Origin of the sequence: Citrobacter sp. wls829, from assembly GCF_005280825.1 — a bacterium.
GTDB lineage: Bacteria > Pseudomonadota > Gammaproteobacteria > Enterobacterales > Enterobacteriaceae > Citrobacter > Citrobacter gillenii.
This window is the reverse complement of record NZ_SZWP01000045.1, coordinates 23,371-30,271: the sequence shown is the minus strand read 5'-3', so window position 1 is coordinate 30,271 and position 6,901 is coordinate 23,371. Positions and strand designations below refer to the sequence as shown.

Sequence of the window (6,901 nt, the reverse complement as noted above, 5' to 3'; positions counted from 1 at the left end):
ATCAGGAACTTGTTCGCACCTTCCCTAACTCGTTGTCTATACTCCAGAAGATTAAATAACGTTGCAATAACTGACAGCGTAATGAGCGTTAGCTCACAACCTGATTAAATTTCCTTGCGCCAGCAGGAACGCTGCCAACACCCCGACTACTTTTAGGAAAGAACATATATTTACGGCAAGGCTGCCGCTCATTATTTTTTTTCGACAGGAGTAAGACGTTATGAGCAAGCAATTTGCCCTCACGAGCCTGTGTGCGCTCAGTATGACACTGATGACCGCCCACGCAGCTGAACCCCCAACATCATTAGATAAACCAGAAGGACGCCTGGATATTATTGCCTGGCCGGGGTATATCGAACGTGGCCAAACGGATAAACAATATGACTGGGTCTCACAGTTTGAGAAGGAAACGGGCTGCGCGGTGAATGTGAAAACGGCGGCCACCTCAGACGAAATGGTTAGCCTGATGGCAAAAGGCGGATATGACCTGGTCACGGCATCCGGTGACGCGTCACTGCGTTTAATTATGGGGAAACGTGTTCAACCTATTAATACTGCACTTATTCCGAACTGGAAAATCATCGATCCGCGTGTAGTCAACGGCGAATGGTTTAATGTCGGGGGAAAAGTGTACGGCACACCGTATCAGTGGGGGCCAAACCTGCTGATGTACAACACCAAGACCTTCCCAACGCCGCCGGATAGCTGGAAAGTGGTGTTTGTAGCGCAAACCCTGGAAGACGGCAAAAGCAATAAAGGGCGCGTCCAGGCTTACGACGGTCCGATTTATATCGCCGATGCGGCGTTATTTGTTAAAGCCACCCAACCACAACTGGGCATTACCGACCCCTATCAGCTGACCGAGAAACAGTATCAGGCCGTCATTAAGGTCCTGAGAGATCAGCATAGTCTGATCCATCGCTACTGGCATGACACCACCGTGCAAATGAGTGATTTTAAAAACGAAGGTGTTGTCGCTTCCAGCGCATGGCCTTATCAGGCTAACGCCCTGAAGGCTGAAGGGCAACCTGTCGCCACCGTCTTCCCAAAAGAGGGGGTTACCGGTTGGGCGGATACCACCATGCTGCACAGCGAAGCAAAACATCCGGTCTGTGCTTACAAATGGATGAACTGGTCATTAACACCGAAAGTGCAGGGCGACGTTGCCGCCTGGTTTGGATCGCTGCCGGTCGTGCCTGAGGGATGCAAAGCCAGCCCGCTGCTGGGTGAAAAAGGATGTGAAACCAATGGCTATAGCTATTTCGACAAAATCGCCTTCTGGAAAACGCCGATCGCCGAAGGGGGCAAGTTCGTTCCTTACAGTCGCTGGACGCAAGATTACATAGCCATTATGGGCGGTCGCTGATTCCGCTGGGGGTTTTATGACGTACGCAGTGGAATTTAACAATGTCTCGCGATTGTACGGGGATGTTCGTGCCGTCGATGGTGTCAGTATTGCGATTAACGATGGTGAGTTTTTCTCTATGCTGGGGCCATCCGGCTCTGGCAAAACAACCTGTCTGCGCCTGATAGCTGGTTTTGAACAGCTGTCAGGCGGCGCAATTAGCATTTTTGGCAAGCAGGCCAGCGAGTTGCCGCCCTGGGAGCGGGACGTCAACACGGTATTTCAGGATTACGCGTTGTTTCCGCATATGTCGATCCTCGATAACGTGGCCTATGGGTTGATGGTCAAAGGGATGGATAAAAAACAGCGCCATGCCAAAGCGCGAGAAGCGCTGGAGAAGGTGGCGCTCGGCTTCGTTTATGAGCGTAAACCGTCGCAGCTTTCCGGTGGACAGCGCCAGCGCGTGGCGATCGCCCGCGCACTGGTTAATGAACCACGCGTGCTGCTGTTGGATGAACCGCTTGGGGCGCTGGATCTTAAACTGCGTGAACAGATGCAGTTGGAATTGAAAAAACTACAGCAGGCGCTGGGCATCACCTTCATTTTTGTTACCCACGATCAGGGTGAGGCGCTGTCGATGTCCGATCGCGTGGCGGTGTTTAATAACGGCCGCATTGAGCAAGTGGACTCTCCCCGTGAACTCTATATGCGCCCACGCACGCCGTTTGTGGCGAGCTTTGTCGGGACATCCAACGTCTTTGATACCGCCATGTCGGCGAATGTCTGCGGCCTGCAGGGAATGTTCTCTCTGCGCCCGGAACACATTCGCTTGAATGATCCTGGCGCAGAAGTGCAGGCGCCGGGCGTTATTCAGGCGGTGCAGTATCAGGGGGCCGCGACGCGGTTTGAGCTAAAACTGGCTGGTGGCGAAAAGTTGCTGGTAAGCCAGGCGAACCTGACGGGAGAAATGCTGCCGTCAACGCTGTCGCCGGGTCAGCAGGTCATGGCCTCGTGGTCACGTGACGTGATGGTCCCGCTGGTTGAGGAGAGGTGAATGGCGATGAACGTTTTACATTCACCTCCCCAGACCACCAGGTTGAACAAAATCTCAGGTTATTTCTGGCGTAATCCGGGGCTGGGGCTGTTTTTACTGCTGCTCGGACCGCTGATGTGGTTTGGTGTCGTCTACTTTGGCTCATTGCTGACATTACTGTGGCAAGGGTTTTATACCTTTGACGATTTCACCATGTCCGTTACGCCAGATCTGACGCTGGCGAATCTGCAGGCGCTGTTTAACCCGGCGAATTACGACATCATTTTACGCACGTTGACCATGGCAATAGCGGTGACTATTGCCAGCGCCATTCTGGCGTTTCCGATGGCGTGGTATATGGCGCGTTACACCAGCGGCAAGATGAAAGCCTTTTTTTACATCGCCGTCATGTTGCCAATGTGGGCCAGCTATATCGTCAAAGCCTACGCGTGGACGTTGCTGTTGGCTAAAGACGGCGTGGCGCAGTGGTTTTTAACCCATCTCGGGCTGGAGCCGATCCTGACCGCGTTTCTGACGCTGCCAGCCGTGGGCGGGAATACGCTGTCGACGTCAGGATTAGGGCGTTTTCTGGTTTTCGTCTACATCTGGCTACCTTTTATGATCCTGCCGGTACAGGCTGCGCTGGAACGGTTACCGCCGTCATTGCTGCAGGCTTCGGCGGATTTGGGCGCCCGCCCGCGTCAGACATTCCGCTATGTAGTGCTGCCGCTGGCTATCCCCGGTATTGCTGCGGGTTCAATCTTTACCTTCTCGCTGACGCTGGGTGATTTTATTGTGCCGCAACTGGTGGGGCCGCCGGGTTTTTTCATCGGCAACATGGTCTATTCGCAACAAGGTGCTATCGGCAACATGCCAATGGCGGCGGCATTCACCCTGGTGCCGATTGTATTAATCGCACTGTATCTGGCGTTCGTGAAGCGTCTGGGAGCGTTTGATGCACTCTGAACGCGCACCGTTTTTACTCAAACTGGCCGCATGGGGTGGCGTGATTTTCCTGCACTTTCCCATCCTCATCATCGCCGCCTATGCGTTTAATACCGAGGAAGCCGCTTTTAGCTTTCCACCGCAGGGACTTACGCTACGGTGGTTTAGCGTGGCGGCACAGCGTAGCGATATTTTGGAATCAGTGACACTGTCACTTAAGATCGCCGCGCTGTCGACGGCCATCGCACTGGTGCTAGGAACGCTGGCGGCGGCGGCCCTGTGGCGGCGGGATTTCTTTGGCAAGAACGCAATATCGCTGTTGCTGCTGTTGCCTATTGCGCTACCGGGTATTATCACCGGTCTGGCACTGCTGACTGCATTTAAAACCATCAATCTGGAACCCGGCTTCCTGACCATCGTGGTGGGGCATGCGACGTTTTGTGTGGTAGTGGTATTTAACAACGTTGTGGCCCGTTTTCGTCGCACATCATGGAGTCTGGTTGAAGCGTCAATGGACCTGGGGGCGAACGGCTGGCAAACCTTCCGCTATGTGGTGCTGCCGAATCTTGCGTCGGCGATGTTGGCCGGAGGCATGCTGGCGTTTGCGTTGTCGTTTGATGAAATCATCGTAACAACGTTCACGGCCGGACACGAAAGAACACTTCCGCTGTGGCTACTCAATCAACTGGGACGTCCGCGTGATGTCCCTGTGACCAACGTAGTGGCATTGCTGGTGATGGCGGTCACAACACTGCCGATTTTAGGGGCCTGGTGGCTGACGCGTGAAGGCGACACTCTCGCCGGAAACGGTAAATAAACGACAATATGGGAAATTGCTATGCAACATCAATTACTGATTAACGGCGAACTGGTCAACGGTGAAGGTGAAAAGCAGCCGGTCTATAACCCTGCTACCGGTGACGTGATCCTGGAAATTGCCGAGGCGTCAACCGTGCAGGTTGATGCAGCCGTCCGTGCCGCCGACGAGGCTTTTGCCAGCTGGGGGCAAACCACACCGAAAGTGCGTTCAGAGCTGTTACTGAAGCTGGCGGACACTATCGCCGAAAACGCGCAGATATTTGCTGAGCTGGAATCCTTGAATTGCGGTAAGCCTTTTCACTGCGTGCTAAATGATGAAATTCCGGCGATTGTGGATGTTTTCCGCTTCTTTGCCGGTGCCGCACGTACGCTCAACGGCCTGGCGGCCGGGGAGTATCTGGAAGGGCATACGTCCATGATCCGTCGCGATCCGCTGGGGGTGGTGGCGTCTATCGCACCGTGGAACTATCCGCTGATGATGGCCGCGTGGAAACTGGCACCGGCGCTGGCGGCAGGTAACTGCGTGGTGATTAAACCATCCGAAATTACCCCATTAACGGCACTGAAGCTGGCGGAGTTGGCGAAAGATATTTTCCCGGCAGGCGTGATTAACGTGCTGTTTGGCCGTGGTAAAACCGTGGGCGATCCGCTGACCGGTCATGAAAAAGTGCGCATGGTTTCACTGACCGGCTCTATTGCTACCGGTGAACACATCATTGGGCATACTGCGCCATCGATTAAGCGCACGCATATGGAGTTGGGCGGCAAGGCCCCGGTTATTATTTTTGATGATGCCGATCTCGATGCGGTGGTGAGCGGCGTACGCACGTTCGGTTATTACAACGCCGGGCAGGATTGCACCGCAGCCTGTCGCATTTACGCGCAGAAAGGCATTTACGACGCGCTGGTCGAAAAATTGGGTGCGGCGGTCGCCAGCCTGAAAACCGGTTCACCGAATGATGAATCAACAGAGTTGGGGCCGGTAAGCTCTCAGGCTCATTTGGATCGCATCACCAAAGCGGTGGATGAGGCCAAAGCGCTCGGGCACATCAAAGTCATCACTGGCGGTAAAAAAGTAGAGGGTGCAGGCTACTATTTTGCCCCAACGCTGCTGGCGGGCGCGAAGCAGGACGATGCTATCGTTCAGCGGGAAGTCTTCGGCCCGGTGGTCAGCATCACCCAGTTTGATGATGAGGCTCAGGTCCTGGCATGGGCTAACGATTCAAAATACGGGCTGGCATCTTCGGTCTGGACGCGAGACGTCGGTCGTGCCCATCGCCTCAGCGCCCGCTTGCAGTACGGCTGTACCTGGGTCAACACCCACTTCACGTTGGTGAGCGAAATGCCGCACGGCGGGCAAAAACTCTCCGGTTACGGTAAGGACATGTCGGTTTACGGACTCGAGGATTACACTGTTATCCGCCATGTGATGATTAAACACGAGTAAAATCAGTACCCGCGCATGGCCATAGACGCACGGATAGCTAATTACTGGTAGAAGGGTGTCTATACTATGCGCGCCACTGGCCTCGTCGCCATCGGACGGCGGTAAGTTGGAAATATCCGCGAGGTCAGGCTAATTTACATACATTGGAGTCGCGTTCCGTTCTCTTAATGAACATCACTTCGCTGATGCCCGATATCTGGGTTTCATGGCAACATCCCTTCGATTAAGGATAGCGTTGCATCTACCCCTTGAACTCACCGCGTGAATCGGTCACCGCCTTACCTACATGGGCTATCTGACTGATAATTCAAATTCATGGATACATACTTTCATCATCTGAGGGTACGCGGCTTTTTTCTTTTAGTATGTGTACATTAGCCTTACAGAATTCTATGTAGGCTCTGGCCGCCGTGGAAACATGTCGGTGTTTTTTATAAACCAGATGCAATGATGAGTAGGGCAAACGTGTCTGGGGTAAAACCTCAATCAGTTTTCCACTATTAATGTATTCCGCAGCAAAAAAAGCGGGTAACTCAGTAATGTAGTCGCCAGCAAGGGCTCCAGAGCGCAAATGAAGATAATCATTGACGATGAAGGTCGCTGGAACATCGTAGGTATGTTCACCGAGCATCCACACCGGACGCGCGCCTATCACCGAACCCCAGGCGGCACAGGGATACTTCATCAGGTCTGATGGCTCTTTGGGGGGCTCACTGCCCTGAAAAAGCGCCGGGCTGGCGACCAGAATATGCCTGAAATCCATGAGATGGCTCGCAACGACATCATCATCAGAGATGCTTCCAACTCTCAGCGCGACATCAATACCTTCAGAAACTAAATCCACTCGACGTTCAGTCGTATAAACGTTAATGGCAATACCCGGATATATACGCTGAAACTGCCTGATGATTTCCCACCACGGTTCAAGTGATTGAGGCATTGTCAGGCGTAATCGGCCTGTAATGCGGGAATCGGCAGTGGTGAGGAACTGCTCGGCATCATTAAGCGTATCAATAGCCGAACTGGCCTGATCCAGCAATTTTTTACCCGCCTCTGTTGCTCTGCAACCTTTCACAGTGCGTTCTAGCAGAACAATATCCAGCTCATGCTCAAGTTCAGCGATCCTACGGCTTAGCGTCGGAAGCGGTATGTTGTTTTCCCGCGCGGCTGCAGAAAGGCTACCGCAGCGGGCTGTCAGAACAAACATCTTTAAGGCATTTAAGTCCATCGACTCCTCTCAAATATGAAAACATCATTCTCAATTTAGACGCTACACAGTACTGAATGTGGATATTAAAATACAGCCACTTTC

The 6,901-nt window shown here is 53.2% G+C and carries 6 protein-coding genes; 5 read left to right on the top strand and 1 reads right to left on the bottom strand.

Features of this window, described 5'->3' with window-relative positions:
- Window positions 1–220: 220 nt before the first annotated feature.
- From ydcS to patD, 5 genes are read left to right on the top strand one after another with little or no spacing between them, the layout of a single operon-like run.
- The gene (gene ydcS, locus FDW88_RS06645) at window positions 221–1,366 is read left to right on the top strand and encodes a putative ABC transporter substrate-binding protein YdcS (protein WP_117342825.1); all 1,146 of its coding nucleotides are present in this window, start codon (window positions 221–223) and stop codon (window positions 1,364–1,366) included.
- Between the two features lie 16 nt (window positions 1,367–1,382).
- A complete protein-coding gene (locus tag FDW88_RS06640) occupies window positions 1,383–2,399 on the top strand; it encodes an ABC transporter ATP-binding protein (RefSeq protein ID WP_137362257.1) in 1,017 nt (338 codons plus the stop codon).
- Window positions 2,400–3,344 (top strand): ABC transporter permease, encoded by a 945-nt coding sequence (locus FDW88_RS06635; protein WP_096756980.1) that lies wholly within the window; start codon window positions 2,400–2,402, stop codon window positions 3,342–3,344. It begins immediately after the preceding gene.
- Window positions 3,334–4,140 carry an ABC transporter permease gene (locus FDW88_RS06630; RefSeq protein ID WP_137362256.1) on the top strand — a complete coding sequence of 269 codons (807 nt, stop codon included), beginning with the start codon at window positions 3,334–3,336 and terminating at the stop codon, window positions 4,138–4,140. Before FDW88_RS06635 ends, FDW88_RS06630 begins: the two co-directional genes overlap by 11 nt.
- A 21-nt stretch (window positions 4,141–4,161) precedes the next feature.
- Window positions 4,162–5,589: an aminobutyraldehyde dehydrogenase gene (gene patD, locus FDW88_RS06625; RefSeq protein ID WP_137362255.1), complete on the top strand. Its 1,428-nt coding sequence runs from the start codon at window positions 4,162–4,164 to the stop codon at window positions 5,587–5,589.
- Between the two features lie 313 nt (window positions 5,590–5,902).
- Here the strand turns inward: patD and FDW88_RS06620 are convergent, their stop codons facing one another.
- The gene (locus FDW88_RS06620) at window positions 5,903–6,817 is read right to left on the bottom strand and encodes a LysR family transcriptional regulator (protein ID WP_137362254.1); all 915 of its coding nucleotides are present in this window, start codon (window positions 6,815–6,817) and stop codon (window positions 5,903–5,905) included.
- Window positions 6,818–6,901: the final 84 nt, after the last annotated feature.

Excerpts from the sequence above, each read along its gene's own strand:
- patD (WP_137362255.1), top strand. The coding sequence starts at position 4,162 with ATGCAACATCAATTACTGATTAACGGCGAACTGGTCAACGGTGAAGGT.
- FDW88_RS06635 (WP_096756980.1), top strand. The coding sequence starts at position 2,400 with ATGGCGATGAACGTTTTACATTCACCTCCCCAGACCACCAGGTTGAAC.
- FDW88_RS06620 (WP_137362254.1), bottom strand. The coding sequence starts at position 6,817 with ATGGACTTAAATGCCTTAAAGATGTTTGTTCTGACAGCCCGCTGCGGT.
- ydcS (WP_117342825.1), top strand. The coding sequence starts at position 221 with ATGAGCAAGCAATTTGCCCTCACGAGCCTGTGTGCGCTCAGTATGACA.
- FDW88_RS06630 (WP_137362256.1), top strand. The coding sequence starts at position 3,334 with ATGCACTCTGAACGCGCACCGTTTTTACTCAAACTGGCCGCATGGGGT.
- FDW88_RS06640 (WP_137362257.1), top strand. The coding sequence starts at position 1,383 with ATGACGTACGCAGTGGAATTTAACAATGTCTCGCGATTGTACGGGGAT.